The sequence below is a fragment of the Stutzerimonas stutzeri genome (genome assembly GCF_019090095.1).
In the GTDB taxonomy this organism is placed as follows: domain Bacteria; phylum Pseudomonadota; class Gammaproteobacteria; order Pseudomonadales; family Pseudomonadaceae; genus Stutzerimonas; species Stutzerimonas stutzeri_AN.
The window spans coordinates 1,355,410-1,381,669 of the sequence record NZ_JAGQFP010000001.1; the positions used below are offsets into that span (position 1 = coordinate 1,355,410).

Annotated in this window: 22 protein-coding genes and 1 pseudogene; 13 read left to right on the plus strand and 10 right to left on the minus strand. The window is 63.1% G+C overall.

The features are described from left to right. The first annotated feature begins 50 nt into the window (after positions 1–50). Positions 51–1,706 (plus strand): electron transfer flavoprotein-ubiquinone oxidoreductase, encoded by a 1,656-nt coding sequence (locus KVO92_RS05870; RefSeq protein WP_217474682.1) that lies wholly within the window; start codon positions 51–53, stop codon positions 1,704–1,706. Between the two features lie 209 nt (positions 1,707–1,915). Here KVO92_RS05870 and KVO92_RS05875 read toward each other — a convergent pair whose 3' ends face one another. The 4 genes from KVO92_RS05875 to KVO92_RS05890 all read right to left on the minus strand — a co-directional run bounded on the left by KVO92_RS05875 (position 1,916) and on the right by KVO92_RS05890 (position 5,902). Beyond that, positions 1,916–2,125 (minus strand): cold-shock protein, encoded by a 210-nt coding sequence (locus tag KVO92_RS05875; protein WP_014852307.1) that lies wholly within the window; start codon positions 2,123–2,125, stop codon positions 1,916–1,918. Positions 2,126–2,405: 280 nt separating this feature from the next. Continuing rightward, positions 2,406–4,241, minus strand: coding sequence for a Gldg family protein (locus KVO92_RS05880; protein ID WP_217474683.1), 1,836 nt, complete (start codon positions 4,239–4,241; stop codon positions 2,406–2,408). Positions 4,242–4,250: 9 nt separating this feature from the next. Next, on the minus strand, positions 4,251–4,982 hold the full coding sequence (locus KVO92_RS05885) for an ABC transporter permease subunit (protein WP_217474684.1): 732 nt from the start codon (positions 4,980–4,982) through the stop codon (positions 4,251–4,253). Next, the gene (locus KVO92_RS05890) at positions 4,979–5,902 is read right to left on the minus strand and encodes an ABC transporter ATP-binding protein (RefSeq protein WP_217474685.1); all 924 of its coding nucleotides are present in this window, start codon (positions 5,900–5,902) and stop codon (positions 4,979–4,981) included. Before KVO92_RS05890 ends, KVO92_RS05885 begins: the two co-directional genes overlap by 4 nt. A gap of 317 nt (positions 5,903–6,219) precedes the next feature. Here KVO92_RS05890 and KVO92_RS05895 point away from each other — a divergent pair, with 317 nt between their 5' ends. From KVO92_RS05895 to KVO92_RS05905, 3 genes are all read left to right on the plus strand, one after another. After that, positions 6,220–6,792, plus strand: coding sequence for a cysteine hydrolase family protein (locus KVO92_RS05895; protein WP_217474686.1), 573 nt, complete (start codon positions 6,220–6,222; stop codon positions 6,790–6,792). A gap of 155 nt (positions 6,793–6,947) precedes the next feature. Beyond that, positions 6,948–9,431, plus strand: coding sequence for a glycerol-3-phosphate 1-O-acyltransferase PlsB (plsB, locus tag KVO92_RS05900; RefSeq protein WP_217474687.1), 2,484 nt, complete (start codon positions 6,948–6,950; stop codon positions 9,429–9,431). Positions 9,432–9,603: 172 nt separating this feature from the next. After that, entirely contained in the window at positions 9,604–11,241 is a 1,638-nt protein-coding gene (locus tag KVO92_RS05905) for a choice-of-anchor Q domain-containing protein (RefSeq protein WP_217474688.1), read from the plus strand. Positions 11,242–11,297: 56 nt separating this feature from the next. Here KVO92_RS05905 and KVO92_RS05910 read toward each other — a convergent pair whose 3' ends face one another. Beyond that, positions 11,298–11,735 (minus strand): TerB family tellurite resistance protein, encoded by a 438-nt coding sequence (locus tag KVO92_RS05910; protein ID WP_217474689.1) that lies wholly within the window; start codon positions 11,733–11,735, stop codon positions 11,298–11,300. 273 nt (positions 11,736–12,008) lie between these two features. Here KVO92_RS05910 and KVO92_RS05915 point away from each other — a divergent pair, with 273 nt between their 5' ends. Together KVO92_RS05915 and trhA are read left to right on the plus strand one after the other, a co-directional pair. Continuing rightward, positions 12,009–12,695, plus strand: a complete 687-nt coding sequence (locus KVO92_RS05915) for a DUF4197 domain-containing protein (protein ID WP_217474690.1) — start codon at positions 12,009–12,011, stop codon at positions 12,693–12,695. A gap of 29 nt (positions 12,696–12,724) precedes the next feature. Next, positions 12,725–13,342: a PAQR family membrane homeostasis protein TrhA gene (gene trhA / locus KVO92_RS05920; RefSeq protein ID WP_217474691.1), complete on the plus strand. Its 618-nt coding sequence runs from the start codon at positions 12,725–12,727 to the stop codon at positions 13,340–13,342. A 30-nt stretch (positions 13,343–13,372) separates the two neighbouring features. Here trhA and KVO92_RS05925 read toward each other — a convergent pair whose 3' ends face one another. The 3 genes from KVO92_RS05925 to KVO92_RS05935 form a co-directional block, all read right to left on the minus strand. Next, positions 13,373–13,828: a hypothetical protein gene (locus KVO92_RS05925; protein WP_217474692.1), complete on the minus strand. Its 456-nt coding sequence runs from the start codon at positions 13,826–13,828 to the stop codon at positions 13,373–13,375. Between the two features lie 146 nt (positions 13,829–13,974). Next, positions 13,975–15,336 (minus strand): heavy metal sensor histidine kinase, encoded by a 1,362-nt coding sequence (locus KVO92_RS05930; RefSeq protein WP_217474693.1) that lies wholly within the window; start codon positions 15,334–15,336, stop codon positions 13,975–13,977. Beyond that, positions 15,333–16,016, minus strand: coding sequence for a heavy metal response regulator transcription factor (locus KVO92_RS05935; RefSeq protein WP_217474694.1), 684 nt, complete (start codon positions 16,014–16,016; stop codon positions 15,333–15,335). The genes KVO92_RS05930 and KVO92_RS05935 overlap by 4 nt, the downstream gene beginning before the upstream one ends. 287 nt (positions 16,017–16,303) lie before the next feature. Between KVO92_RS05935 and KVO92_RS05940 the strand changes: the two genes are divergently transcribed. The 7 genes and pseudogenes from KVO92_RS05940 to KVO92_RS05965 all read left to right on the plus strand — a co-directional run bounded on the left by KVO92_RS05940 (position 16,304) and on the right by KVO92_RS05965 (position 21,470). After that, the gene (locus tag KVO92_RS05940; RefSeq protein ID WP_217474695.1) at positions 16,304–16,567 is read left to right on the plus strand and encodes a heavy-metal-associated domain-containing protein; all 264 of its coding nucleotides are present in this window, start codon (positions 16,304–16,306) and stop codon (positions 16,565–16,567) included. Between the two features lie 22 nt (positions 16,568–16,589). Beyond that, positions 16,590–17,039, plus strand: a complete 450-nt coding sequence (locus KVO92_RS05945) for a DUF411 domain-containing protein (RefSeq protein ID WP_217474696.1) — start codon at positions 16,590–16,592, stop codon at positions 17,037–17,039. Between the two features lie 85 nt (positions 17,040–17,124). Next, positions 17,125–17,428 (plus strand): annotated as a pseudogene (locus KVO92_RS22605) (DUF3147 family protein). 140 nt (positions 17,429–17,568) lie between these two features. Beyond that, positions 17,569–19,416 (plus strand): copper resistance system multicopper oxidase, encoded by a 1,848-nt coding sequence (locus KVO92_RS05950; RefSeq protein ID WP_217474697.1) that lies wholly within the window; start codon positions 17,569–17,571, stop codon positions 19,414–19,416. Between the two features lie 11 nt (positions 19,417–19,427). After that, positions 19,428–19,757, plus strand: coding sequence for a hypothetical protein (locus KVO92_RS05955; protein ID WP_217474698.1), 330 nt, complete (start codon positions 19,428–19,430; stop codon positions 19,755–19,757). Then, positions 19,747–20,763, plus strand: coding sequence for a copper resistance protein B (locus tag KVO92_RS05960; RefSeq protein WP_217474699.1), 1,017 nt, complete (start codon positions 19,747–19,749; stop codon positions 20,761–20,763). Before KVO92_RS05955 ends, KVO92_RS05960 begins: the two co-directional genes overlap by 11 nt. 14 nt (positions 20,764–20,777) lie before the next feature. Beyond that, positions 20,778–21,470 carry a c-type cytochrome gene (locus KVO92_RS05965; protein WP_217474700.1) on the plus strand — a complete coding sequence of 231 codons (693 nt, stop codon included), beginning with the start codon at positions 20,778–20,780 and terminating at the stop codon, positions 21,468–21,470. 588 nt (positions 21,471–22,058) lie between these two features. Here KVO92_RS05965 and mdoH read toward each other — a convergent pair. Then, positions 22,059–24,614: a glucans biosynthesis glucosyltransferase MdoH gene (mdoH, locus tag KVO92_RS05970; RefSeq protein WP_217474701.1), complete on the minus strand. Its 2,556-nt coding sequence runs from the start codon at positions 24,612–24,614 to the stop codon at positions 22,059–22,061. Then, positions 24,607–26,124, minus strand: a complete 1,518-nt coding sequence (locus KVO92_RS05975) for a glucan biosynthesis protein G (protein WP_217474702.1) — start codon at positions 26,122–26,124, stop codon at positions 24,607–24,609. The genes mdoH and KVO92_RS05975 overlap by 8 nt, the downstream gene beginning before the upstream one ends. Positions 26,125–26,260 lie beyond the last annotated feature (136 nt).

A 26,260-nucleotide genomic window follows, 5' to 3' on the forward strand; every position in this document is an offset into this window, starting at 1 on the left:
CAAGCCCTCCACTTTTATAAAACAATCAAGCCTTGAGTAGGAGATAGCCAATGGAACGCGAATACATGGAATTCGACGTAGTGATCGTCGGCGCCGGCCCCGCGGGCCTGTCCGCTGCCTGCCGACTGAAGCAACGAGCCGCCGATGCTGGTAAGGAGATCAGCGTCTGCGTCGTTGAGAAGGGTTCCGAAGTAGGCGCCCATATCCTATCTGGCGCCGTGTTCGAGCCACGCGCCCTGAACGAACTGTTCCCCAACTGGAAAGAGCTCGAAGCGCCGCTGAACACCCCGGTCAAGCGAGACGACATCTACCTGCTCAAGAATGCCGAGGCCGCGCGCAAGCTGCCGAATGCACTGGTTCCCAAGACCATGCACAACGAAGGCAACTACATCATTTCCCTGGGTAACCTGTGCCGCTGGCTGGCCCAGCAGGCTGAGAACCTTGGCGTCGAAATCTACCCGGGCTTCGCCGCCCAGGAAGCGCTGATCGACGAACAGGGCGTGGTGCGCGGCATCGTCACCGGCGACCTCGGCGTCGACCGCGAAGGCAACCCTAAAGAAGGCATGTACACCCCGGGCATGGAGCTGCGGGCCAAGTACACCCTGTTCGCCGAAGGCTGCCGCGGCCATATCGGCAAGCAACTGATCAACCGCTTCCAACTCAACGCCAATGTCGACCCGCAGCACTACGGCATCGGCATCAAGGAGCTCTGGGACATCGATCCAGCCAAGCACGAGCAAGGCCTGGTCGTGCATACGGCTGGCTGGCCGCTGGACGATGCGAACACCGGCGGTTCGTTCCTCTACCATCTGGAAAACAACCAGGTGGTGGTTGGCCTGATCGTCGACCTGTCCTACAGCAACCCGTTCCTCTCCCCATTCGACGAGTTCCAGCGCTACAAGCATCACCCGGTCATCAAGCAGTACCTCGAAGGCGGCAAGCGGGTGTCCTATGGCGCGCGGGCCATCGCCAAGGGCGGCATCAACTCGCTGCCGAAGATGGTGTTCAATGGCGGCGCCCTGATCGGCTGCGACGCTGGCACGCTGAACTTCGCCAAGATCAAGGGCAGCCATACCGCGATGAAGTCCGGCATGCTGGCCGCCGAAGCCGTGGCGGACGCCCTGTTTGCCGGCCGTGAAGGCGGTGATGAGCTGACTGGCTACGAAGAAGGTTTCAAGGCCAGCTGGCTGTATCAGGAGCTGTATGCCAGCCGCAACTTCGGCGCAGCGATCCACAAGTGGGGCGCGGTCAAGGGCGGTGCGTTCAACTTCATCGACCAGAACATCTTCGGTGGCAAGATTCCGTTCACGCTGCACGACACCAAGCCGGACTACGCCTGCCTGAAAACGGCGGCCGAGTCGAAGAAGATCGAATATCCCAAGCCTGACGGCAAGCTCAGCTTCGACAAGCTCAGCTCGGTGTTCCTCTCAAACACCAACCACGAAGAGGAACAGCCGGTCCACCTCAAGCTGACGGATCCGAGCATTCCGATCGAGCGCAACCTGCCGCTGTACGACGAGCCGGCTCAGCGTTACTGCCCGGCTGGCGTGTATGAGGTCGTGGACAATGACGACGGAAGCAAGCGCTTCCAGATCAACGCGCAAAACTGCGTGCACTGCAAGACGTGCGACATCAAGGATCCGTCTCAGAACATCACCTGGGTAGCACCGGAAGGCACCGGAGGGCCCAACTACCCCAACATGTAACGCGAGTGACAGCGCGCTGCGACGCGACGACGGAACCCCGCCCTGTGGCGGGGTTTCGCGTTTTGACAGCGTGAAAAAAGCAGCGATCCAGACCGGCCGGCATTGCCTGAGCCCGCGCGAGGACTACACAAAGCAAAAGCCCCGACCAGGGTCGGGGCTTCGTCAGTAGCTCAGCCGTCAATGGCCGGCTTCAAGGTCCGCTGCGGTGATCAGAGCCCGGCAACATCCTCGGCCTGCAGCCCTTTCTGGCCCTGAGTCACGGAAAACTCCACCTGCTGGCCTTCAGCCAGAGAGCGGTGGCCTTCGCCACGAATAGCCTGGTAGTGAACAAATACATCCGCCCCGCTGCCACGCTGAATGAATCCATAGCCCTTGGCATCGTTGAACCACTTGACGGTTCCGGTTTCGCGCTCAGCCATTCTACTTCTCCAACTCGATTCTTATTATTCCCCGTTCGGGGGAGGGACGATCAGCCTGAACCCGTCGCAGGCCACCTAGCGGCCATGACTATAGCCAAACCGGTGTGACAAGCACGTTTCAGGCCGACCATCGGACGAGTATAGAGCAGGGATTTTCCCGTCTTGGATTTTTTTACGATCCAACACATTCATGTGGCTGCCGCCGGGCGGCGCCGTCCTGACGATAGACGAAGCGTCACTCCGCAGCCGATCCGGGCGATCGCACCGGCTGCGGAGGTAATCAGGCCGGTTTGCGCCGCCGCCAGAACCAGGCCAGCAGCACGCCCAAGGTCAACACCAGCGGAACCAGCGCGATATTGAAGAACTTGAGCAGCCGCCCGAGGGCTTCGATATCGGCGTTGAGCTGGTAACGCACCTCGCGCAGTTCTTTGCGAATACGCAGTTTTTCCTGCATGTAGCGTTGCAGCGCCGCCTGTTGCTCGGCCGTGAGTTCTATCGCGCCTTCTGCATTTGGCCCCTGCAGTTCGGCGAGCTGCGCCTCGGTGGCGGCGAGGCGTTGCTGCAGCGCCTCCTCCTTCTCGCGGAAGCGGTTCTCGGCCTGTCGCTGCAACTCCTCGACGACCACGAAAGGCCGAGCGAAGCGCCCTCGCGAACGGACGCTGATCAATGCGTCGGTGCCGGAGAGGTTGTCCAGCGCATTGATCACGAAGGTGCCGTTGTCGGCCCAGGGCTGCGGCATGCGCTGACCGAAGAAGTCCTGCACCTGTACCCACATGCGGTCGGCCAGCAGATCCGTATCCGCCACGGCGATGACGTTGATGCTGGCACTGTCCTTCAGACCATCCTTGCGGCCTTCGATGCCATCCGGATAGGCCGAGTGCGCCGGGCCCCGGATACGCGCCGCAAGCGTATAACGCTCCCCGGTAGGTTCGAGTTCACGCAGCAATACCTCGGGATTTTCCAGCGTGTCGAAGCGCTGCGCCTCGATCGGCATGGCGTAGCTGGAACTCTGCACCAAAGGCGTGAAACGGGTCGTGGCGTTTTCCAGCGGCTCGAGGAAACCTGAAGTCGCCAGGGTCAGGCTTTCCAGCGAGGCGGTGGTGACATCGTCGCTATCCATGTTCTGCTGCGGCAGACTCAGCCAGGCCGGATGCCGGACCGGTCGCCGTTCCTCGCCTACACCGACCGACATCGCATTGGCCGCATCCAGCACCACACGATCAGGCGCCATTTTCACGCCCCAGGCCTTCAACAGCGGCTCCAGATCGGAGGCCTTGCCATCGCCAGGCTCTCCCGGCATGAACCCCATCCCCGGATCGGCCTCACTGTACGGATCGAGGAATACCAACAGCTTTCCGCCCCGCATGACGAACTGGTCGATTGCGTAGAGCGTCTGCTCCGGCAAGCCCTTGGGATGCACCACCATCAGCACCGAGACACTCGCCGGAATCAGGTCGACGTTGCGCTCGAGGCTTTCGATATGGAACAGCTGGCGAATCTCTTCCAGCATCGTCCAGGGCGAGGTCGCTTGCTGGGTGCGCATGTCGAACCCACCGGTGATCGGCAAATCCGATAGCACGCCGACGACCGGCCTCTGCGGTGACGCCACGCTCTGTACCAGACGGCTGAGGTCGTACTCGAGGAACTCCTCCTGATCCAGGGCGAAGAAGGGAATGCTCTGCGTGCGGCCATCGGCGTTGGTTGCGGCCAGTCCGAAATAGACCTTGTCCCCGCCCTGGTTCAGCGGCACGGCCTGCAGCCCGAGTTCGGCGGCGCGATCCTCTTCTTCGGAGAACGGCTCGGGGTCGACGATATGCAGTTTCAGATTGCCGCCTGCCTCGCGCTCATAGGCGCGCAACAGCTCCTCCACACGTCGTGCGTAATTGCGCAGCGCGACCAGGCCTTTGGTTGCCTCGTCCGAGTAGAAGAAGTCCAGCTCGATGGGCTTGTCCAGCCCGTCGAGAATCGTCTTGGTGCCGTCGGAGATGGTGTAGAGCTTCTGCTCGGTCAAATCCAGCCGAGCATGGGTGAATACCAGGCCGGAAAACGCATTGAACACCAGGAACGCCAAGGCGATCAGCAGCAATCCGGCGCCCGAATACATCACTCGTTTCATGGGAGGTCCTTATGCCGCTTTCTTCAGATCGACGACCACGGCGGTGGCCGCCAGCCAGGCGATGATCAGCGTGACGAAGTACAGCAGGTCACGTAGATCGATGACGCCCTTGCTGAGCGCATCGAAGCGGATCAGAAAGCTCAGCGAAGCGACCGCATCGACCAGCCAACGCGGCGCCCAGGCGAAGGCATCAAGCACCATGGGCAGGCCACTGACGATGAAGAGGAAACACACGCTGACCGCCAGGATGAAGGCGATCACCTGATTCTTGGCCAGCGCCGACATGCACGAGCCGATCGCCAGGAAAGCCCCCGCCAGCAACCAGCTGCCGGCGTAACCCGTGATGATCGCGCCGTTGTCGGGTTCGCCAAGGTAATTGACGGTAATGATCATCGGGAAGGTCAGCAGCAAGGCAATGCCGGCAAATATCCAGGCGGCCAGGAACTTGCCGGTGACGGCCTCGAAACGGGTGATCGGCAGCGTCATCAGCAATTCGATGGACCCCGATTTGCGCTCCTCGGCCCACAGACGCATGGCGATGGCCGGTATCAGGAACAGGTACAGCCAGGTGTGGAAACTGAAGAATGGAACGAGATCTGCCTGGCCGCGCTCGTAGAAACCGCCCAGGTAGAAGGTGAACACCCCGGACAGCACCAGGAATATCAGGATGAACACGTAAGCGAGGGGCGTCGCGAAATAACTGCCCAGTTCGCGTTTGAAAACCACCGGCAACTGGCTCATAGCGCCTCCCCACGGGTCAAGGTTCGGAACACTTCATCCAAGCGGCCACGCTCCACATCCAGCTCCGTGACGGCCCAGCCCTGCTGAGCAATCAATGCGTTGATCTGCGGGAAGATCACCTCGCCGGGCTTGGCCAACACCGTGAGGCTATGCTCACGCTCGTTGAATTCGACACCGGCCACCCCCGGCAACGCCGCCAGCGCGACGTCATCCAGGGGCTCGTCGCTGACCAGGGTCACGGCCTGGTGATACCTCGAACGGCTCTCCAACTCGAACGGCGTGCCGTCAGCCACCAGCCGTCCGCCCGCAATCACCACCGCGCGGGTGCAAACGGCCGTGACCTCTTCGAGAATATGGGTGGAGATGATGACAATCTTGTCCTGCGCCAGCCCGCTGATCAGCTCGCGCACCTGATGCTTCTGGTTCGGGTCCAGACCGTCCGTGGGCTCGTCCAGGATCAACACACGCGGATCATGGAGGATTGCCTGGGCCAGGCCGACACGGCGCTTGAAGCCTTTGGACAGCGTCTCGATGCTCTGACCCAACACCCCCTCCAGCTCGACCTGCCCCGCCGCGGTATCGACCCGGACACGCTTGTCCGCACCACGAAAGCCACGCACCTCGGCGATGAACTCGAGAAAGCCGCGCACCGTCATGTCGCCGTAACAGGGCGCACCCTCGGGCAGATAGCCGATCTGACGCTGAGCCTGCAGCGTACGGGTCTGGATGTCACAGCCCAGGATGCTCGCCGTACCGGACGTCGGCGCCAGGAAGCCGGTAAGCATCTTCATGGTGGTCGATTTACCGGCGCCGTTGGGGCCGAGAAAACCGAGTACTTCGCCGGGTTGGACAGTGAATGACAAGGCATCCACCGCCGTGTGCTGGGCAAATCTTTTCGTCAGATTCTTCAGTTCGATCATCGCTCTCACCCATGACGGACCCACGACCGAACTCGGCAAAGACGGGCCCAATGCGCGCCGGACTATAAAAAGAGCGCGACAGGCATTGCAACCAGCACGGCAAGGCCTTTCTGCTCTCTCGCAGCCGCACGCGCAGGACTTCTACTATCCTAAAACCGGCCTGCCTCGCGAGACGGGCACCACCAGCGGCTGACCAGACGATGCTCATGCGATGACGCCTGACGGAGCCGACAAGTAGCGAACCAGAAACAAGATCGCTCCGTTCAAGGGATCAGCTACCGTTCGCGCTTTACCCTCAACGTTGGATCGACAAACGAATGGAAGACGCCGCGCTCCTGGTGATCGATCAGCAAAAAGGTATCGATCACCCCAAGCTGGGCCAACGAAACAACCCTCATGCAGAAGCGGTGATGCTCGCCCTGCTAGCCCACTGGCGCGCAAGCGGTCGACCAGTGATTCACATTCGGCACCGATCGTCGGAGCCGGACTCGGTGTTCTGGCCTTTTCAGGAAGGCTTCGACTTCAAGCCGGCCTTCCTGCCCAGCGAGCACGAAACCGTCATTGAAAAACCCACGCCGTGCGCGTTCACCGGAACCGATCTGGAAGCGATCCTGACGCAACTGGGTGTTGGCTCAATCGTCATTACCGGCGTCGCCACGAACAATTCGGTCGAGGCAACGGCAAGAACCGCTGGCTGCAGAGGCATCGATGCCTACGTAGTCGAAGATGCCTGTTTCACCTTTGTCAAGCGGGATTACCGAGGCCGGATGCGCAGTGCTGATGCGGTACACGACATGTCGCTGGCCAACCTGGACGGTGAGTATGCGAAGGTCATCAGCTCGCAGGTACTGCTGCCGACAGGCGACGACGTCAGGAACGACGCCTCTTAACCGCTGCTCAAACGCGTACACAATTGCCCCAAGCGCTGACAGGCGAGACCCATCGGCAAGCAGACGCCGGCTGCCCACCCTTTTGCCCACCCTCCGCTTGCGGCACACTTGCGCCCTTCGAGGGTATTAACCCCCTTCACAGTCGAATCTGACGTATGACCCGCTCCCCCATTCGCCGTCTGATCTTTTCCCTGCTGCGCCGCGTGCTCTACATCTGGGTACGCTCCGAAACCATCAACCAGTCCGCTTTCACCCTCAAGCTGGATCGCAGCAAGCCGGTGTTCTATGTCCTGCAGCGCGCCTCGCTGAGCGACCTGGCGGTGCTCGACCACGAGTGCAGCAAGGCCGGCCTGCCGCGGCCGGTCGCGGAAGTGGCCGTGGGCGATCACCTGGAGCCCGCGGCGTTCATTTTCCTCAACCCGGCTGCCAGCTGGTTCGGCCGGCGGACCCGAATGGTCACGCCTGAACCGCTGGTGCGCCTGGTTGGCGCGCTGGAACACAATGCCGTGGATAACGCGCAGATCATTCCGGTGAGCGTGTTCTGGGGACAGAACCCCGCGCGTGAGACCAGTCCCTGGAAGCTGCTGTTCGCCGACAGCTGGGCCGTCACCGGGCGTCTGCGCAAGCTGATGAGCATCATCATGCTCGGCCGCAAGACCCGCGTGCAGTTCTCCACACCAATCCAGCTCAATGAGCTGGTGGCGCAGAACAAGGGCCACGAGCGCACCCTGCGCATGGCCCATCGCATGCTGCGCGTGCACTTCCGCAACCAGAAGACCGCGGTGATCGGTCCCGATCTGTCGCACCGCCGCAACCTGGTCAAGGGGCTGGTACATGCCCCACAGGTGCGCCAGGCGATCAGGGACGAAGCCGAGCGCGAAAACATTCCGCTTGAAAAGGCCGAGGCCCGCGCCCTGCGCTATGGCAACGAGATTGCCTCCGACTACGCCTACACCGCCGTGCGCTTTCTCGAGGTGGTGCTCTCCTGGTTCTGGAACAAGATCTACGACGGCATCCGGGTCAACCATCTGGAGCCTTTGCAGGACGCGGTGCATGGCTACGAAGTCATCTACGTGCCGTGCCACCGCAGCCATATCGACTACCTGCTGCTGTCCTACCTGTTGTTCCGTAACGGCCTGACACCGCCGCACATTGCCGCCGGCATCAACCTCAACATGCCGGTGGTCGGCAGCCTGCTGCGTCGCGGCGGTGCCTTCTTCATGCGCCGGTCGTTCAAGGGCAACCCGCTCTACACCTCGGTGTTCAACGAATACCTGCATACGCTGTTCAGCCGCGGCTTTCCGGTGGAGTATTTCGTCGAGGGCGGGCGCTCGCGCACCGGGCGCATGCTGCAGCCGAAAACCGGCATGCTCGCCATCACGCTGCGCAGCTACTTGCGCTCTTCACGCCTGCCGATTCTCTTCGTGCCGGTCTACATCGGCTACGAGCGGGTGCTGGAGGGCCGCACCTATCTCGGCGAGCTCCGCGGCGCGGCGAAGAAGAAGGAATCGATCTTCGACATCTTCAAGGTCATCGGTGCGCTCAAGCAGCGCTTCGGCCAGGTCTGGGTGAATTTCGGCGAGCCGCTGAAGCTCAACGAGTTTCTGGAGCAGCACCAACCGGGCTGGCGCCAGCAGGACCTGGCACCGAATTTCCGCCCCGACTGGCTCAACGAGACCACCAACAAGCTGTCCGAGCGCATCGCCCAACGGCTCAACGAGGCGGCGGCAGTCAACCCCGTCAACCTGGTGGCCCTGGCGATGCTCTCCACCAGCCGCCAGGCGCTGGATCGTCGTTCGCTGGCGCGCATCCTGGACCTTTACCAAAACCTGCTGCGCACCGTGCCCTACTCGCCGCACACCACCCTGCCGGACGGCGACGGCGAGACGCTGATCAGCTACGTCAAAGCGCTCGGCCTGCTTGCCGAACAAAAGGATGCGCTGGGCAACATTCTCTATCTGGACGAGCAAAACGCCGTCCTGATGACCTACTACCGCAACAACGTGATGCACATCTTCGCGTTGCCGGCGCTGCTGGCGAGCTTCTTCCAGAGCAGCTCGCGGATCAGCCGTGAGCAGATCCTGCGCTTTACCGAGGCCCTGTATCCGTACTTGCGCGCCGAGCTGTTCATTCGCTGGGAACCGGAGGAGCTGGAGGCAGTGATCGATCAGTGGCTGGCCGCCTTCGTCGAACAGGGGCTGCTCAAGCTCGACGGTGAGACCTACGTACGGCCGGCGCCGAGCTCGCGCCAGTTCGTGCTGCTGACATTGCTGGCGCGGGTCATCGTGCAAACGCTGCAACGCTTCTACATGGCGATTTCGCTGCTGCTCAACAGCGGCCAGAACACGCTCGACGCCGAAGAGCTGGAGACGCTCTGCACGATCATGGCCCAGCGCCTGTCGATCCTGCATGGCCTGAACGCGCCGGAGTTCTTCGACAAGAGCCTGTTCCGGCATTTCATCAAAAGCCTGCAGGACCAGGACGTGCTGCGTCAGGACGACACCGGCAAGCTCGGCTACCACGACAAGCTGGGCGAACTGGCCGAGGGCGTCGCCAAACGCGTGCTGCCCGCCGAGATTCGTCTATCGATTCGCCAGGTGGCCCTGGAGCGGCACGATGAGGAACAACCAACCGACTAATTTCAGTCGCGGACGCTCAAGCATGGGCGTCCGGCAGCGAGGCCATCATCGGAAACCACGCTAACGGCCCTCGAGCTTAATGCCGAAACGTTCGTTCGCCGCCTAGCACGGCGCCCATAATCAGCAGGCAACCCGAGAAAAACGTTTCGGACTTCTACCGAAAGGGGCCTGTATGGCACGCACCCGTGTGATCGCCTTGTCTCTGGTCGTGGGCTTGGGCGGTTGCGCAACGCCCAGCCTGACCAACCTCACGCCCTCCTCCGTTACCCGCTCGCCAGTGCCGCTCTACCCGTTACGGGCGCAGGTCGATGCTCGTGGCAACCGCATCGCGCACGTCAATGCGGTCATCCATGGCACGCCCTGGGCGATGATGCCGTTGCCGAGTGATCAGCACGCCGTGGGCTACTTTGCCGATACCTGCGAAACCAACATCCCCTATCACTTCAGTGTCGGTTATCAGCGCCGCAACTGGCTCGGCTCCGGCTATTCGAGCACCGTCCATGAAAAGCGCTTTCCGGAAGCCTCCGGCTACCTCATGAGCGTCACTGGCGACCCGCTGCCGGGCGATTGTGCGGCGTCCATCGGCTTGACCTTACGTGTGGACAGTACCGCCGACGAGGTGGATGCCGAGCCGGGCGATGGCAACTGCCGCTCCATCTCCAATCGCTGCACGCTCAGGGCCGCCGTGATGGAGAGCAACGCGTACCAGGGGCACGACCTGATCGAGGTGCCGTCAGGGCGGTACGTGCTGGCATTGACCGGCCCGGAGGCCGCGGACGTGCCGAACGATGCGATTGGCGACCTGGACATCACCGATGGGCTGACGCTGATGGGCTTGGGGCACGCGGCGAAGAACGACGATTTGCAGGTCATCGTCGACGGCGGCGCCATCGACCGGATTTTCGATATCTACGCCGCCGCGCCACGGGCGGTGATGCTCAGCTATCTGCGCCTGGAAAACGGCCGGCCCATGGGCAGCGGCGGCGGCGCGATCTGGAATCGAGGCAATCTGCGCATGGACCGGATGCTGCTGCGCGGCAACACCATCGATCATGAGCTGGAAACCTCCTGCGCGGCCTTTCCCAGCCGACGCCTGTGCAACCGTGGCGCGGGCCTGTTCAACGAGGGCCAAGCGCTGGTCGCCCGCACGACCATCGAACAGAATTCGACCGGTTACGAATCCGGACACGCGGGCGGCCTCTCCAACATGGGCCCGACGGCACAGCTGTATCTACGCGACAGCCTGATCACCGGCAACGACGCGCGCTTCTGGGGTGGGCTACTGAACTATCAGGGCACCGTCGACATCCTGAACAGCACCTTCGTCGACAATCGCAGCACCACCGGTGGCGTGCGCGCCGCGGAAATCGGCAACGTCGACGGCAAGGTATCGGTCCGCAACGCCACCTTCAGCAATCATTCGCAGTTGTTGAGCCATAGCGGTAGCGGCGAGTTCCGCCTGGCCAACAGCCTGGTCGAAATACGCGCCTTCAACGATATGCCGTTCTGCAGTGGCACCTTGATCAGTGGCAGCTTCAACGCCATCGGCGGCTCCGGAGGGGGACTGTACGATTTCCTGGGTGGCTGCGGCTTCAGCCCCACCACGGCGGACGAAGCCGGGGTGCGCCTGTATCTCGGCGCCCTGCAGGATAACGGCGGCCCGACGCGCACCGTCGCACTGCGCGAGCCGCTCGAAGACAGCCCCTACTTCGACCCCATCGACATGGGCGGCGTGCTCTGCCCGGACACCGATCAGCGAGGCCACCCGCGTGACGATCGGCAGTGCGACCCCGGCGCGTTCGAGTTCTGAGCCGCCTGGCAGGTCGTCCAAGGGTCGAGCCCCAGGCGCTGGCAGCTCTGGCGCAGTCAGGTACCCAGCACGTTCAGCTTGGCGCGGATGAAGTCCGAGTGCGGCACATACAGCAGATCGGCAATCCGGCGGATCAGGTGGTCTTCATATCGGTGGATATCGCCATCGGCCGCGGCGACGCGCCATAGCGCCTCGATCAGAGCGAATTTTTCGTCCACCGAGTACTGCGCGTTGATCAGCGTGGTGAACTCGTACAGCGAGGTGGATCGTTCGGCGGATGCTTGCCCGGCATCGATCAGCGATGCAAGTTCGCCGTCTTGCAGCCCTGAGCCCTGGCGGATGGCTTCGATGATGGCTTTCTGTTCATCTGCATCGCTTTCGTAATCGGCACGTCCGACTTCGATCAGCAGCGCCGCCGCGGCCACCTCTACGCTGTGTGGCGTGGCCTGATCGTCCTCGTTGCGATCGAACAGCGCCTTGAGTGCCTTGAGCATGGTTTCGTTCCTCTGCACGGGTGGGTATTGCGAGCGGGTTCGCCGCCAAGCCCAATCGTAACGCCGTTCGGTTGGCGGGGCAGTGCATGTTGGCGGCCTAATGCGCGCCCGGATAGGTTCGGATGGAGCCGACGTTCGCGTGCATCGCCGGCTATCAGGTATCGCAGGCTTGCATCAACGAAACGCTCGGGACAAGCTGCTGCCATCGTTTGGCGCGCCGTGTCTGGCTCTTCAATCTGCGCCTGCCCTCCGTATCACCTTAGAGGAATTACCATGCTACGCACCTCCGTTTTGCTCACCGGTCTGATGCTCTGTGCCAGCGCCTGGGCGCTTTCGCTGTCCGATCTTAGCCAGGGCGATGCCAGCAAGGCGCTGAAAGACGCGTTGAACCAGGGGACGAAAGTCGCCGTGCAGCAGCTGGGCCGGCCCGGAGGGTTCAGCAACGATCCGGATGTGCGCATCGAACTGCCGGGCAATATCGGCAAAGCCTCGCGCATGTTGAAGATGATGGGGATGGGCGCCCAGGTCGAGGAACTGGAAAACGGCATGAACAAGGCTGCCGAAGCCGCTGTACCCCAGGCTCAGGCATTGCTGCTGGACGCGGTGAAGAAGATGACCGTGGCCGACGCCAAGGCGATCCTGGCCGGGGGCAACGACTCGGCGACGCAGTACCTGAACAAGACCAGCCGCGAACAGATCCGCGCCAAGTTCCTGCCGATCATCAAGCAGGCCACCGACAAGGTCGGCGTGGCGCAGCAATACAATGCGCTGGCGGCCAAGGCCTCCGGCCTGGGTGCAGTCGATCCGCGATACGGCACGGTCGAGGGTTACGTGGCCGAGCAAGCGCTCGATGGGCTGTTCACGGTCATCGCCGAACAGGAAGCCAGCATCCGTCAGAACCCGGCACAAGCCGCCACCAGCATGGCGAAGAAAGTCTTTGGCGCACTGATGGGCGATTGAACGGCGTACTGGTTCGGGGCTGAACGACGATGTACCACGGGGAGAAATTCAACGCCTGGACGCACCTGTCCGGCGGCGTGCTGGCGCTGATCGGAACAGTCTGGCTGCTGGTGCTGGCCGCCATGGGCGGCGACGTCGCCAAGATCGTCAGCGTGGCCATCTACGGGTTCACGCTGGTGCTCTTATACAGCGCCTCGACGCTCTACCACAGCGTCCGAGGCCGAGCGAAGGCGGTCATGCAAAAGCTCGATCATCTGTCGATCTACCTGCTGATCGCCGGCAGCTATACGCCCTTCTGCCTGGTGACCCTACGTGGCGCCTGGGGGTGGTGGCTGTTCGGCATCGTCTGGACGCTGGCAGTGATCGGCATGCTGCAGGAGATCAAGCCGCGCTCGGAGGCGCGCGTGCTCTCGATCGTGATTTACGCCGTGATGGGCTGGATCGTGCTGGTGGCCGTCAAGCCATTGCTCGCGGCGCTCGGCACCGCCGGCTTCAGCTGGCTGGTCGCAGGTGGCGTCGCCTACACCGCGGGAATCATCTTTTACGCCTACGATCAGCGCTTTCGCCACTGGCACGGTATCTGGCACCTGTTCGTCATTGTCGGCAGCCTGCTGCATTTCGTGGCGATTCTGCGCTACGTGGTCTGACGCCCGGGCGTCCGGTCCTAGCCAGTCTGCTCAGAGCTCGTGCATACGATTGACCTGCTGCGCCAGGCGCATGGTTTCGTGCTCTTCCAGCTGCAGCATTTCAGCGAGCAATTCGCCGGCCCGGTCCAGGCCGGGGCGGTTTTCCAGCGAGCGGTACAGGTCGATGATCCGGTTGTGAATGGCGAAAATCTCGCGCGATAGCTCATCGACACTCATCTGCGCGTAGGCTTCGCTGTCGAGGTCCAGCACCAGCATGTCGCCCGGCACGGCATCGTGCAGTCGAGCGTGCAGCGCACGAGAATCGGCGTGCTCCGTGATGCGCTCGATGGTGCTGGCCAGCGCCTGCTCGTGCTGCGCCAGATAGACCAGCAACATCGTGGCCAGCGAGTCACCGCGCTGTTCAGCGGCTTCGCTCATGCACTCCGACAGCCGCGTATGGGCCTGGCGGGTCCGTTCGACAAGGTCTTCGCATCGTTCGATGTTCATTCATTTCTCCTGGGCCGCGCTGAAGGGAGTCCCGCGGCATTGGCGGACACGCTGGCGAGCATGGCGGCCAACCGATGCAAGCATGCTCGGGCGCGGCTGACCAGTGCTGGGTGTCGGCCAAGGGCGATCAATCGGCCGGACGGCGATCAGGCACGGCGGAACACGATGTCAAACGCCGTCCAGCCGTCGCGACTGCTGCAGCGGATCTCGCCCTGGTGTGCCTCGACGATGGACCGGGTAATCGCCAGCCCCAGCCCGGCGTTGCTCGGATGGCCCTCGCGCCGTGCCGGGTCGACGCGGTAGAAGCGGTCGAACAACCGAGGCAGATGTTCCTCGGCGATGGTCGTGCCGGGATTGCCGATGCTGAGCGTCACCCCGTCACGGCCGGACGCGATCGTCAGATGAATGACCCCGCCGTCCGGGGTATAGCGCAGCGCATTGGACAGCAGATTCGACAAGGCACGGCGCAGCATCAACGGGTCGCCCTTTATCTGCCCCTGGCCGGACAGCTCGAAGCGGATGCCGCGCTCGTCAGCCGTCAACTGATAGAAATCCAGCAGCTGGTGGCACAGCTCGTTCAGCACGATCGGTTGCGCGTCTGGAATGAGCAGGCCGTTATCCGCCTTGGCCAGAAACAGCATGTCGTCGATCATGCGTGCCATGTGCCGCAGCTCTTCCAGATTGGAATAGAGGTTTTCCTGATAGTCCTCGCTGCTACGCGCACGGGTCAGTACCACTTCGGTGTGCGTCATCAGGTTGGACAGCGGCGTGCGAAGCTCATGGGCGATGTCCGCGGAGAAGTTGGACAGGCGCACAAAGGCATCTTCCAGCCGCGCCAGCATGGCGTTGAATGCCAACACCAATTGCCGCAGCTCAGCCGGTGTCGACTCGGTGGGGATTCGTTCGGTCAGCGACTTGGCGGACACCGAGGCCGCTACCTGCGTCACCTCGCGCAACGGGCGCAGGCCACTGCGGGCCAGTACCCAGCCGAGCACGCCGCTGATCAGCGCACAGAGCACCAATGCGCCCCAGAGCCAGCCGGTCAGTGTACGAAAGAACACCTTGTGGGCGGTCACGTCGAGCGCAAGGACGATCCTCAGCCGTTGCCCGCCGACGTCCACCTCACCGGTCTTGCGCTGCCAGACGCGGCCTTCGCGCTGAAGCTCGCCATCCACCATCGATAGCGGCAGGCTGCTTGCCAGCTGCGTCCCGCCCGTGTCGGCGAACAACAGGCGCCCCTCTGCATCGAATATCAGCGCGGTCAGCTCACTGTGGCCACCCAGCAAGGCTTGCAGCTGCGGGCGCATGGCGTCGAAGCCGGACAGGCCGTCGAGCCCGCTGAGCAGGTGTCGGCTGGCCTGCAGCTTTTCCTCCAGGGCATGACGGTCAAGCTGATCGAAGTGATGCTGGCTCAGCTGCTTGAAGAAGAAGCCCGCCGCGCCGAGCACACCGGTGACCGCCAGCATGAACATCAGACTGAGCCTGGCCGTGAGCGACAAGCGCGTCATGGCGCGTCCGGCTCGTCCAGCATGTAGCCCATGCCGCGCGCGGTGTGGATCAGCTTGGTCTCGAAGCCATCATCGATCTTGGCGCGAAGCCTTCGTATCGCGACCTCGATGACATTGGTGTCGCTGTCGAAATTCATGTCCCAGACCTGTGAGGCGATTAGCGACTTGGGCAGCACTTCGCCACGCCGCCGCAGCAGCAGTTCCAGCAGGGCAAACTCCTTGGCAGTCAGGTCGATGCGCTGGCCGGCGCGCACGGCGCGACGCTTGAGCAGGTCGACCTCCAGATCGGCGATTTTCAGCTGTGTCTGCAAGGCTGCCGCGCTGCCTCGGCGCAGCAGTGTGCGCACCCGCGCCAGCAATTCGGAAAAGGCGAACGGCTTGACCAGGTAGTCGTCAGCACCCAGTTCCAGGCCCTTGACCCGGTCCTCGACACGATCGCGCGCGGTGAGGAACAGCACCGGTACGTCCTGCCCGGCCGCGCGTACCATGCGCAGCACTTCCCAACCGTCCAGCCCAGGCATCATCACGTCCAGGATCAGCAGGTCATAGGGCGTGCTCAAGACATGCTGCAACGCATCGGTGCCGCTGGTGACGCGGTCAACGGAAAACCCCGCCTCACTCAGGCCCTGCTGCAGGTAGGTGCCGGTTTTCGGTTCGTCTTCGGCGACCAGCAGTTTCATGTACATCTTCCTCGGCTGACGATACGGCGAGTGTGTCAGTGACGGGCCCGGATGCGCCACGAGCTGACAGAAAAGTAATCTTGCCATCAGCCAAATGTCAGCCGCGGGCGGCTAGCCTTTGGGCAGAACCATCCTGAATGATCAGCGACCGGCGCCTTCGGCCGCGAGAAACCGCCAGGCAGCCAGTTGTCCTGTTCACCGACCCCGGGTCTTGACCTTGCCACGATGGCAAGGTTGAGGATGCGAGCCAGGCCGAAATGGCTTGGCTCAATGTGGAGAACGTACGCATGAACATCCTTAAGGTTTCCGGCATGACTTGCGGCAACTGTGTCCGGCACGTCACCGAGGCGCTGAAGCCGCTGCCAGGGGTCGACTCGGTTGAGGTAGATTTGCCTGCCGGACGAGTCGTGGTCCAGGGCGCAGCCGACGGTCCGGCGCTGATCGCGGCGCTCGACGAGGCCGGTTATCCTGCCGAAACGCTCACCGATACCAGCCCTTCGACCGCACGCAAGGGCGGCTGCGGCAGCCGCGGTGGCTGCTGCTGCAACTGAACACAGATCCTGGAGAAGCCCCATGAAGCTCTATCTCACTGCGTTGGCCGGCCTGCTAATGAGCGGTCTGGTGCATGCCGCTGACGTCATCGACGTTCACCGCGACCCCAACTGCGGTTGCTGCAAGGATTGGGTGAAGTACCTTGAGGCCAACGGATTCGAGGTCCGCGAGCACGTCGAAAGCAACATGTCGGCGGTCAAGCAGCGCCTCGGCGTCGCACCGCGCCTGGGCTCATGCCATACCGGCGTGATCGATGGCAAGTTCATCGAAGGCCACGTGCCCGTGGCCGCCATCCACGAACTGCAGAAGCGCGACGACCTCGCCGGTGTCGCCGTACCGGGCATGCCATCCGGCTCGCCGGGCATGGATTATGGCCAGCCGCACCAGCCCTATCAGGTGATCGGGCTGACCACCGAAGGCCGCGACGAGGTAATGGCCGACTATGTCGGCACCGAGGTGGTTGACAAGTAATCGGCGGACGGCGGGCAGGAGGCGGACCTTTACGCGGACGCCTCGGAGCGGGATCGTCACGAAATCTGTGCTCACTGCCGCCATCATGTTGCTGGTGTCGGAAGCCGCCAAGCGCAGCGTCAAGCTGGGCGGCTCCCGTGCGCATTGCCGCTGATAACGCTGCTCACCCTGATGGTTATAGATCGAGCGGCAGCCGACGGAAAAAATCGCCAGCCATGTTTGGCCACCTTCAGGTACGCGTTGCCGACGCGGCCCATGTTCGTCGCCTTTCCGGTCCTCTTGCCGCGCTTGGGCCTCTGCCAACGCTCATCGGAGCCGCGGTGCCGGCTGGCATCTGCTTCGGCCTGCTGACCTTGCTAATGCGGCGTTTCGGCGATGATCGGTTGTAAGCCACGGATGCCGTGTGGCTACAGCGTTGGCGACCTGACAAAAGCGTAATCTTCACATCAGCTTGTCGTCAGATCCGCCGCGTTATGGTTGTCTTATCGCGGCGCGCAACACGGCGCATAGCTCGATCGACAGGACCCGTATGCCATTGACCCCCTCTCGGCGAACCTTCGTCAAAAGCCTGGCCGCTGGCGGCACCTTCGCCGGCCTCGGGCTGTGGCGTCAGCCCGTCTGGGCGTTGACCAGCCCAGGCCAACCCACGGTACTCAGTGGCCGTCACTTCGACCTCACCGTCGATGCCATGACGGTCGACTTCACCGGCAAACGTCGCACCGCCATGGCCATCAACGGCAGCATCCCCGGCCCATTGTTGCGCTGGCGCGAAGGCGACACCGTGACGCTGCGCGTACGCAATCGTCTGCCGCAGGACACCTCGATCCACTGGCACGGCATCCTGCTGCCGGCCAACATGGACGGCGTGCCCGGCTTCAGCTTCGCCGGCATCGCACCGGACGGCCAGTACGAATACCGCTTCGAGGTGAAGCAAAGCGGTACCTACTGGTACCACAGCCATTCGGCCTTTCAGGAACAACTCGGCGTCTATGGCCCGCTGATCATCGACCCCAAGGAGCCGGAGCCCTTCACCTACGACCGCGACTATGTGGTGATGCTCAGCGACTGGACCGACGAAAGCCCAGCGCGGGTACTGGCCAAATTGAAGAAACAGGCCGACTACTACAATCGCGGCCGGCGCACGCTGGGCGACTTCATCAATGACGTGGCCAAGCAGGGCTGGAGCGAAACCCTGAGCAACCGCTGGGCCTGGGCGAAGATGAACATGTCGCCGACCGATCTTGCCGATGTCAGCGGTGAAACCTACACCTACCTGCTCAACGGCCAGGCGCCGGACGGCAACTGGACTGGCCTGTTCGAAGCCGGCGAGCGCATTCGGCTGCGGCTGATCAATGGCTCGGCGATGACCTACTTCGACTTCCGCATCCCCGGCCTCACGCTCACCGTGGTCGCAGTGGACGGTCAGCACGTCGAACCGGTGGAGGTCGACGAACTGCGCCTGGCCGTGGCCGAAACGGTCGACGTCATCGTCGCCCCGGATGGCGGCCAGGACGCCTATACCCTGTTCGCCCAATCCATGGACCGCAGCGGCTATGCCCGCGGCACCCTGGCCGTGCGCCAAGGGCTGAGCGCGCCGGTGCCGCAACCCGATCCTCGGCCCGAACTGAGCATGGACGACATGGGCCATGGCGATCACGGCGCGCATGGTGCCGGCAGCGCGCAGCCCGCGACGGCCCCTGGCGCCACGGGGCACGAAGGGATGAATCATGGCGAGATGAACCATGCGCCGATGGATCACGAGCAAATGAATCATGCACCGATGAATCATGCCGGCATGGCCGGCATGGACCATTCGGCCATGAATCATGGCCCTGCGATGAGCAGCAACCAGATGCAGACCCACCCGGCCAGCGAAGCCGGCAATCCACTGGTGGACATGCAGACCATGATGCCGGTCGCCAAACTGGCCGATCCCGGCATCGGCCTGCGCGGCAACGGCCGTCGCGTATTGACCTACGCCGACCTGCGCAGCGCCTTCGCCGACCCGGACGGCCGCGAGCCGACTCGTACCATCGAACTGCACCTGACCGGTCACATGGAGCGTTTCGCCTGGTCGTTCGACGGCATTCCTTTTGCCGACGCCGAGCCGATTCGGCTGGCATACGGCGAGCGCGTGCGCTTCGTGCTGGTCAACGACACCATGATGCACCACCCCATCCATCTGCACGGGATGTGGAGCGATCTTGAGGACGAACAAGGCAACTTCAAGCTGCGCAAGCACACCATCGACATGCCCCCCGGCTCCAGACGCAGCTATCGGGTGACTGCCGATGCCCTCGGCCGCTGGGCCTACCACTGCCACATGCTGATGCACATGGATGTCGGAATGTTCCGTGAAGTCCGCGTAGAAGAATGAAGGAGACCCCCATGACCACATTCAAGCAAAGCGCCCTGCTCGCCTTCGGGCTGTTCGCCGCCCTGCAACTGGGCCTCGCCCATGCGCAGAGCGAGCACGACGGGCATCACCCGCAAAATGTACCGAACGCCAAGGCCGACCCGCATGCGACGCAACCCAAGCCGCAGCAAGGCGGCATGATGCAGGGCATGGATCACGACAAGATGATGCAGATGCATGACGAACACATGGGCGACGGTCACATGGATCACGGCATGATGGATCACGGCAACATGGGCCACGGTCAGATGAACCGGGACATGCCCAAGGGAGCCGAGCAGGGCCAGCCGCATGATCACTGACAGGCCGTCCGAGAACGCCCTCTGCGGAGCGTCCGGCCGGCTGTCCCTTGCCATCGCCCTGAGTCTGGCCGCGGCGACAAGCCAGGCGCAGGACGCCATGGACCATGCCGGTCATGGTGCGCCAATGGACCACAGCCAGATGAACCATGGCCAGATGGACCACGGGGCGATGGATCACGGCGCTATGAATCACGGAGCCATGACTCACGGAGCCATGGACCACGGCGATATGAGTCACGGTTCCCAGGGCCGCGACACGTACCCGCCGTCGACGGGTGTTCCGCCCGGCGAGGAAACCCGCTCGCCCGTTCCGACGATTCGCGACGAGGACCGTGCGGCGGCGTTCCCTGAGCTGCCGCCGCACCAGATGCATCGGGGCGGGACCCACTTCATGGCCCTCGCCGATCGATTGGAATGGCAGGACGCCGACGAAGGCAGCGCCCTGGCCTGGGACCTGTCCGGCTGGCTTGGCGGAGACATCGACCGCCTGGCCTGGCGCTCCGAAGGCGAACGCACTAATGGCCACACCGAAGCGGCCGAGCTGCAACTGCTCTGGAGCCATGCGGTCAGCCCCTGGTGGGAGACCGTCGTCGGTTTACGTCAGGATTTCGAACCCGGTCCGGCGCAGACCTGGGCGGCTGTCGGTGTGCAGGGAATGCCACTGTATGGGGTGGAAACGGAGGTAACGGCATTCATCGGCGAGCGCGGTCAGACCGCGCTACGTCTGGAGGCCGAGTACGACATGCTGCTGACTCAACGCTGGGTCCTGCAGCCCACTGCCGAGATCAACCTGCATGGGCGCAATGACGAATCCCGGGGCGTCGGCTCGGGCCTCAGCGAGGTCGGTGCGGGACTGCGCCTGCGCTACGAATTCAGCCGACAATTCGCGCCCTACGTGGGCATAAGCTGGAACCGCGCCTACGGCAACAGCGCCGATCTGCGCCATGCCGACGGTGAAGATGCAAACGAGGCCCGCCTGGTGGCGGGAGTCCGATTCTGGTTCTGAGAACAGACCGACCCATGCTAAAAGCCCTGATGACCTTGTTGCTGGCCGCCTTCACGATCATCCTGATCGGCGCGGGCGTGGTGTATTCCGGCGTGATCGACATTGCCGCCGACCGACCGCATCTCCCAGCGGTTCACGTCTTGCTGGAGACCGTCCGCGAACGCTCCATCGCGACCCGCGCCGACGGCATCGAAACGCCGGACTTGCGCGATCCACAATTGATCCGAACCGGTGCAGGCAACTACGACGCCATGTGCGCCGGATGTCATCTTACGCCCGGCATCGAGGGCACGGAACTGAGCCAGAACCTCAACCCATCGCCGCCCAACCTCACCAACCCCAACCGGGCGCACGACCCGGCCAGCGACTTCTGGGTCATCAAGCACGGCATCCGATCCACCGGCATGCCCGCCTGGGGCAAAAGCATGCCCGATCCCTACATATGGGGATTGGTCGCCCTACTGGAACAACTACCGTCGCTGACCGCGGTGGAATACCAGACCCTGGTAGCCACCAGCGGCGGCCACCAGCACGGGGGCGGCGAATCGATGCCGCACTCGGATGCTCATCCGCACCCGGGCGAAGACGCGGGCGCCAAGGGCCAGGAGCCCACCGGCGGGCAACAGCTGGCCAAACCGCAAAACAGCCCCCACGTACATCATCATGCAGACGGCAGCGAACACTCCCACGAGGCCGCCCAGGACTAGGCCACCCGTTGGCGCTCCCCTATCAAGGCCGCTGCCACAGGGCCTGCGTGATCCAGCCAATTGTAGGAGCTTGCATGTCCAGGCCGCTCCCACGGGCACTCCACGTTCAAGCCAACCGTAGGAGCGGTCTCGACCGTGAGTTTTTCCAGCGTTTAGTGCCCTAACGGGCCGGCAAGTCGCCGGGCCAGCCATGATCCCAGCCCTCCATTGGTCAGGTACCGCAGCGCCTGCCGATGGGTTTTTCGCGGTCAAGACCGCTCCCACACACAGCGCCCCCTCATCAAGGCCGGTGCCAACGGGCTCTACGTGATCAAGTCAATCGTGGGTGCGGTCTCGACCGCGAGCTTTCCAGCCTTTAGTGCCCGGACGGGGCAACGCTGGGCCAGTCATCAACCCAGTCGCTCCCTTAGTCAGCTGCGCACAGCGCCTGCAGATGGGTTTTCGCGGTCAAGACCGCTCCCACGGCGACCCGCACATCGAGGCCGCTCCCAATTGACCTCATGATCAAGCCAATCGTGGGAGCGGTCTCGACCGCGAGCTTTTCCTGCCTTTAGCGCACGCGCGCCCTGCTGGCGGAGGCCGTGGGTATCAGCGAACGTCCTGCTGCGGGGGCTTGTGGTAGGCGTCACGCCACGCCTGGTAGCGAGCGTCCTGCCAGACTCGCTGGTGCAGGCGCGCCATGCCGTCCGGATCGTTCAGCAAGCGCCAGCGCGCCGCTTCGGCGGCACCGTTGGGGCCGGCGTCGAGGATCTGCTGCATTCGCTGCTCGCGCAGTTGCTCCGCGCCAGCGACGATCTTGGCGTGACGGGCCCGGGCCATGCCACAGACCAGTGCGTTGTAGATCGGGTCCACCGTCGCCGCGAGGAAGCCGTCATGCAAGGCGTTGTCCTGATTCTCGCGGGTGTAGCGATCGGTCGAGGCCAGCTCCTGGGGCGGCTTGAACTCTTCAGGGATCAAGAACAGCTTGCGGCGAAACGCCGCCAGACCCGGACCGGTACGGCTGGTGAGTACCGACACCGGAGCCGAAAGCACCAGCGATACCACGATCGGCGCCAGCCACCAGAGGAAGGCCGGATCGAGCCAGCCCACCAACGCTGTCCAGAGCACGCCCAGCAGCATCTGCGGGCCGTGGCGCCGCAATGCTTCGCCCCAGGGCGTGGCGTTGTCGGCACGCTGAGGCGAATTCCACTGCACCGACCAGCCGAGAAACGCGGCGGTCACGAATATCGTGTGAAACAGCATGCGCACCGGTGCCGCCAGCATGGAAAACAGGCTTTCCAACAGCATCGACAGCAATACGCGAATGCGTCCGCCGTATTCCTGTGCGCCCTGAATCCAGATCAGCAGCACGCTGAGCAGTTTGGGCAGGAACAACAGGGTCAGCGTTGCCGAGAACAGCGCGATGGCTTCGCGCGGATGCCACTGCGGCCACAGCGGGTACAGCTGGTTCGGCTGCAGGAAGTACTCCGGCACCATCAGGGTATGGATCGCCAGCAGACCGGTGGACAGCACCAGGAAGGTGAACCACAGCGGCGCCGACAGGTAGGACATGACGCCCGTCAGGAAGACGAAGCGGTGCACCGTATGCATCCCCTTGACCAGGAACAACCGGAAGTTCATCAGGTTGCCATGGCACCAGCGACGGTCCCGCTTGAGCTCATCGAGCAGGTTGGGCGGCAGCTCCTCATAACTGCCCGGCAGATCGTAGGCGATCCACACGCCCCAACCGGCCCGGCGCATCAGCGCCGCCTCGACGAAATCGTGGGACAGGATGTCGCCGGCGAAGGCGCCCTTGCCCGGCAGCGGCGCCAGTGCGCAATGCTCGATGAAGGGTTTGACCCGGATGATCGCGTTATGGCCCCAGTAATGCGACTCGCCCAACTGCCAGAAATTGAGCCCAGCGGTGAACAATGGACCATAGACGCGCGTCGCGAACTGCTGCATGCGCGCATAGAGCGTATCCATGCCTGAGGCTTTTGGCGCGGTCTGGATGATGCCGGCACCAGGATTGGCTTCCATCAGCCGCACCAGGCTGGTCAGGCAATCGCCGCTCATCACGCTGTCGGCATCGAGCACCACCATGTAGCGATAGCTGCTGCCCCAGCGACGACAGAAGTCGTCGATGTTGCCGCTCTTGCGCTTCACACGACGGCGACGACGCCGGTAGAAGATATGGGCGAAGCCGTCGACCTCTCGGCACAGCTCCAGCCAGGCCTTCTGTTCGGCGACGCAGGTGTCGGGGTTGTTGCTGTCGCTGAGCACGAAGATATCGAAATGCTCGAGCTGCCCGGTCGCCTTGAGCGACTCGTAGGTCGCGCGCAGCCCGGCGAATACCCGCGGCACGTCTTCGTTGGCAATCGGCATCACCAACGCCGTGCGCGCCTCGCGCGGGATCGGCTCGTCACCCAGGGTGGTGGCGGAAATGTTGTAGCGGTCATGGCCCTTGAGTAGCTGGAAGAAGCCCATCAGCGCAGTCCAGAAACCTACCGAGACCCAGCAGAACAACAACGCGAACAGCAGGAGGATGCTGGTCTGCACCACGTAAGGGAGGATCTGCCGCGCCGATTCCTGCAGCGGCTGGTCGAACACTTCCTGCAGATCCACCAGTGCCCACCCCTGGTAGGGCAGCACCGATTTCATGTGCCAGGTCGCGATGACCGTCTGCACCAGCATCAGGACCAGCAACGTCGTGCGCCGGAACGCCGCGACCTTGCGCCAGCCGGAGCGATCGACCAGCTGGGGCGGTGGCATCTCGACGGTGCGGTTCTTCTTGCGTAGAAAACGCCACCAACTGAGCCGCAGGATGTTGGTGTGCCATGGCTCCGGGACCATCCGGGTGCGCACAATCGGCGGCGTCGAGCGAATGCAGGTGCGTCCCTGGTGGTCACTCGCCAGCGCCTCAGCACGTTCGAGCGTGTCGCCCCAGCCGAGCTTCAACCGCGCGGGGACCGAAGCCAGGAACGCATCGTCCTGGACCTCGGCTTCGCCGCTTGTCTGGTCCTCGCGGGCCAGCAATCGATGCACCTCCGGCAAGTCGCCCCCCGCCTGCTCGACCTCGCGGGCCAGCGCCTGGCGCTGTTCGGCATCGATCGGCAGCTGCTCGACATAGCCGTCGGTAAGCGAAGACTCCACTGGATTATTCATGGGTCGGAATCTGATAGCTCCAGGTTTCGGAGAGCGTTTTTTCGCCATCCACCAGCGCGGCGCGCAGCTCGACAGGACGTTTCGGGTCACGCACTTTCAAACGCAAGGTCAGACGCCAGCCCTTGGTCACCGGGTTATAGCGCAGGCTGTTTTCCACCAGTTCGGCATTCTCGTCGACACTGACACGGGTGCTCACCGGCGCGTTATCCGGCAGCGCCGCGAGATTCGGCCCGACGAAATCGACGATCAGCGCAGTGCTGCCGTCCGGCTCGCGAATCAGGTTCGAGTGCTTGACGTCGCCGGTGGACAGACGTGTCTGCTGGACCCAGGCCAGCGCCGGATCGTGCAGCGCCGGCTCGTCCATGGTGAAGTGCAGGCGATATTCGAGGTCCAACGACTGACCGGGCTCAGGGCGCTGGTCCGGCACCCAGAAGGCGACGATGTTGTCGTTGGTTTCGTCCGGTGTGGGGATCTCGATCAGCTCGACCCGTCCCTTGCCCCATTCGCCCTTGGGCTCAACCCAGCCACTGGGACGCAGGTCGTAGCGATCATCGAGGTCTTCGTAGCGGCCGAAGTCCCGGGTGCGCTGGAGCAGGCCGAAACCACGCGGATTTTCCACGCTGTAACTGCTGATCGACAGTCGCTTGGGGTTGTTCAGCGGCCGCCAGATCCACTCATCCGCGCCGGTATGGATCGCCAGCCCTTCGGAGTCATGCAGCTGCGGGCGGTAGTTGAGCAGGTCGCTGGGCTGGTTGGCGCCGAACAGGTACATGCTGGTGAGCGCAGCGATACCAAGCTTCTCGACCGGCTCACGCAGGTAGACACGCGCCTTCACGTCCACGGTGCTGTCCTTGCCCGGCGTGACCACCAGTCGGTAGGCGCCGGTGGCCCGTGGCGAATCGAGCAGCGCATAGATCACCAGATTGCGCCGGTCGGCCGCTGGCCGTTCGACCCAGAACTCGCGGAAACGCGGAAACTCTTCACCCGAAGGCAACGCGGTATCGATTGCCAGGCCTCGTGCCGACAGGCCATACACCTGGCCCTTGCCGATAACTCGGAAATAGCTGGCACCTAACAGGGTCATGAGTTCGTCGGCCTTGTCCGCCTTGTTCAGCGGATGCAGCACCTTGAAACCCGCGAAACCCAGGTTTTCCAGTGCCGCAGGATCGACCTCTACGTTGCCGAACTCGAACATGTCGGGCTGGTAGCGGATTTCCTCGACGCCCTTGCTGGTGATCTCGTTGATCGTCACCGGTACGTCGAAATGCATGCCCTGGTGGTAGAACTGCAGCTCGAACGGCGTCGGCGCGTCGTGCCACAGCGCCTTGTCGCCGCGAAAACGCAGCTGCTGATAGTCACCGAACGCCATGTTGCGAAACACCGGCGGCAGGTTGCTCTTGGGCGCTTCGTAGCTTTGCGCCGCCAGTTTTTCCGCCTTGGCGGCCACATCATCGAGGCTGAATGCCCAGCTGGAGCCGGCGAACAGCCCCAGGCATACACTCAGCGTCATTCGCAGCGCTCGACCACTGCGAGCGCCTGTTTCGAATTGAAAGGTACGTGACACATCGCCTCCTGAGCTATCACGATTACCGCTGGCCACTTCGCGGCCAGGTTTGCCCTCGTTGGTCTACCGCAACGGGAAATGA

Coding starts and splice junctions, on each gene's coding strand:
- KVO92_RS05930 (WP_217474693.1), bottom strand. CDS start 15,336: ATGACGCGCTTGTCGCTCACGGCCAGGCTCAGTCTGATGTTCATGCTG.
- KVO92_RS05945 (WP_217474696.1), top strand. CDS start 16,590: ATGAAGCTCTATCTCACTGCGTTGGCCGGCCTGCTAATGAGCGGTCTG.
- KVO92_RS05875 (WP_014852307.1), bottom strand. CDS start 2,125: ATGGCTGAGCGCGAAACCGGAACCGTCAAGTGGTTCAACGATGCCAAG.
- KVO92_RS05955 (WP_217474698.1), top strand. CDS start 19,428: ATGACCACATTCAAGCAAAGCGCCCTGCTCGCCTTCGGGCTGTTCGCC.
- KVO92_RS05950 (WP_217474697.1), top strand. CDS start 17,569: ATGCCATTGACCCCCTCTCGGCGAACCTTCGTCAAAAGCCTGGCCGCT.
- KVO92_RS05880 (WP_217474683.1), bottom strand. CDS start 4,241: ATGAAACGAGTGATGTATTCGGGCGCCGGATTGCTGCTGATCGCCTTG.
- KVO92_RS05960 (WP_217474699.1), top strand. CDS start 19,747: ATGATCACTGACAGGCCGTCCGAGAACGCCCTCTGCGGAGCGTCCGGC.
- KVO92_RS05885 (WP_217474684.1), bottom strand. CDS start 4,982: ATGAGCCAGTTGCCGGTGGTTTTCAAACGCGAACTGGGCAGTTATTTC.
- trhA (WP_217474691.1), top strand. CDS start 12,725: ATGTACCACGGGGAGAAATTCAACGCCTGGACGCACCTGTCCGGCGGC.
- KVO92_RS05910 (WP_217474689.1), bottom strand. CDS start 11,735: ATGCTCAAGGCACTCAAGGCGCTGTTCGATCGCAACGAGGACGATCAG.
- KVO92_RS05915 (WP_217474690.1), top strand. CDS start 12,009: ATGCTACGCACCTCCGTTTTGCTCACCGGTCTGATGCTCTGTGCCAGC.
- KVO92_RS05870 (WP_217474682.1), top strand. CDS start 51: ATGGAACGCGAATACATGGAATTCGACGTAGTGATCGTCGGCGCCGGC.
- KVO92_RS05895 (WP_217474686.1), top strand. CDS start 6,220: ATGGAAGACGCCGCGCTCCTGGTGATCGATCAGCAAAAAGGTATCGAT.
- plsB (WP_217474687.1), top strand. CDS start 6,948: ATGACCCGCTCCCCCATTCGCCGTCTGATCTTTTCCCTGCTGCGCCGC.
- KVO92_RS05965 (WP_217474700.1), top strand. CDS start 20,778: ATGCTAAAAGCCCTGATGACCTTGTTGCTGGCCGCCTTCACGATCATC.
- KVO92_RS05925 (WP_217474692.1), bottom strand. CDS start 13,828: ATGAACATCGAACGATGCGAAGACCTTGTCGAACGGACCCGCCAGGCC.
- KVO92_RS05890 (WP_217474685.1), bottom strand. CDS start 5,902: ATGATCGAACTGAAGAATCTGACGAAAAGATTTGCCCAGCACACGGCG.
- KVO92_RS05975 (WP_217474702.1), bottom strand. CDS start 26,124: ATGACGCTGAGTGTATGCCTGGGGCTGTTCGCCGGCTCCAGCTGGGCA.
- KVO92_RS05940 (WP_217474695.1), top strand. CDS start 16,304: ATGAACATCCTTAAGGTTTCCGGCATGACTTGCGGCAACTGTGTCCGG.
- KVO92_RS05905 (WP_217474688.1), top strand. CDS start 9,604: ATGGCACGCACCCGTGTGATCGCCTTGTCTCTGGTCGTGGGCTTGGGC.
- mdoH (WP_217474701.1), bottom strand. CDS start 24,614: ATGAATAATCCAGTGGAGTCTTCGCTTACCGACGGCTATGTCGAGCAG.
- KVO92_RS05935 (WP_217474694.1), bottom strand. CDS start 16,016: ATGAAACTGCTGGTCGCCGAAGACGAACCGAAAACCGGCACCTACCTG.